The 1,790-nt window shown below is 73.5% G+C and carries 1 protein-coding gene and 1 pseudogene; both read right to left on the minus strand.

Going from position 1 to position 1,790, the window contains the following annotated elements:
* Positions 1-1,013 (minus strand): annotated as a pseudogene (locus GT030_RS32650) (ricin-type beta-trefoil lectin domain protein); the annotation flags it as partial.
* A 202-nt stretch (positions 1,014-1,215) separates the two neighbouring features.
* On the minus strand, positions 1,216-1,790 hold a 575-nt coding region (locus GT030_RS32655; protein WP_161204165.1), incomplete at its 5' end, for a SigB/SigF/SigG family RNA polymerase sigma factor.

A 1,790-nucleotide genomic window follows, 5' to 3' on the forward strand; every position in this document is an offset into this window, starting at 1 on the left:
GGGGTGGGGGAGGCGACGGGCGAGGGGGAGAACGTTGTCGTGACCGTCACCCGCGGGGGCGACGGGTCCGCCACCGGCTGTCCGGGGGAGTCGTCGGTGCGCAGGAGCAGGAACGCCAGGAGCGTGACGAGGGCCGCGCCCAGGACCACCGCGGCCGGCAGATAACGCTTCCGCGGTGGCCGGCTCCGGCGTGGGGCGGGCCCTTCGGGTGCCGCGACCGGTGCGGGACCGCCTCGGTGGGCGTATGCCGTGCCGCCCCAGGGCAGCAGCCCCTCCGCGAGGGCCTGCCGCGGGTTGTCCCGCAGCGCGCTCAGGTCCTCGAACGCGGCCGTGCAGCAAGGACATCGGGCCTTGTGCGCGTCCAGGTCGACGCTGCGGCGGGGCCTCTCCGGCCGTACCGCCTCCTCGATCAGCCGGCGGAAGTCCGCGCAGCGCGGGTCGTCGGACGCGGCCAGCCGGTGGCGCAGACATGCCTGGGCCAGCGTCTGCAGGGCTTGCGGGATGCCGTGGGCGACATCGGCGGGGCCGAGGCCGAGGTAGGCGGCGGTCCGCTCCTGGGGCTCCTCCTCCAGGACGCCGTACCAGACGAGGCCCTGGTCGCGGGAGGGCAGCGACACGAACGCCGGGAGCAGGGGCGGGGTCGGACCATCGGGCGCGGCAGTGGAGTTGAGCACCAGCAGCAGGCCGGGATCGAGGCCCGCCGCCCGCTCGTCGCGGGCCCAGGAGGCCGCGGCCCGACCCGCCAGGAGCAGCAGGTGGTGGCGCAGCGGCACGTTCGGCTCGATACCGCGCGCCGTGTCCCGGGCGGCCTCGGTGAGGGCCTCGCCCGCCAGCCTGCGGGCGGTGGACTCGCCGGTGGTGCACAGGCGGGCGTAGGCGAGTAGCGCCGGCTGGTGGCGCCGGCGCAGTTCCTGGAGCGCCGGGTACGCCGTCGGGGCGGGGGTGCGCAGCAGTTCGGTGAGCCGCGCGTCCGGCGTGTCCTGGACGTCCTCGTCCGGCTCGCTCTGAGCCATGCGCACCCTCCGTCCCCTGGGGTTCTGACATACCAGTCAGTCGGGTGGCCCATGGTGCTGGAGGGGTGCGGTCCGGGAAAGGGGTTACTTCAGGTAACACATAACGGTTCGCGCACCGGCGGCACGGAAGAGGCGGCCCGGCATCGTCAGCCGGGCCGCCTCACGCGTACGGGAAAGGTCCGCCTTCCGGCGGCGCCCACCCTCACTCGTCCAGCGTCAGTCCCTTGCGCAGCCGCGTCAACGTCCGCGACAGCAGCCGGGAGACGTGCATCTGGGAGATGCCCAGCTCCTCGCCGATCTCGGACTGGGTCAGACCCGCCACGAACCGCAGGGAGAGGATCTTCCGGTCGCGGGGCGCCAGTTCGGCGATGAGGGGCTTCAACGACTCGACGTACTCGATGCCTTCGAGCCCGTGGTCCTCGTACCCGATCCGGTCCGCGAGCGCGCCCTCGGCGTCGTCCTCGGCGGGCTGCGCGTCCAGGGAGGAGGCGGTGTAGGCGTTCGAGGCGGCCATGCCCTCGACGACCTCCTCGTGGGAGAGCCCGAGGCGCTCGGCCAGTTCCGCGACGGTGGGGGCGCGGTCCAGCCGCTGGGCCAGCTCGTCCCCGGCCTTGGCCAGGTCGAGCCGCAACTCCTGCAGGCGGCGCGGAACGCGCACGGACCACGAGGTGTCACGGAAGAAGCGCTTGATCTCGCCGATGATGGTCGGCATGGCGAAGGTCGGGAACTCGACCCCGCGCGACATCTCGAAGCGGTCGATCGCCTTGATCAGGCCGA

Source organism: Streptomyces sp. SID1328, assembly GCF_009865595.1.
GTDB lineage: Bacteria > Actinomycetota > Actinomycetes > Streptomycetales > Streptomycetaceae > Streptomyces > Streptomyces griseoluteus.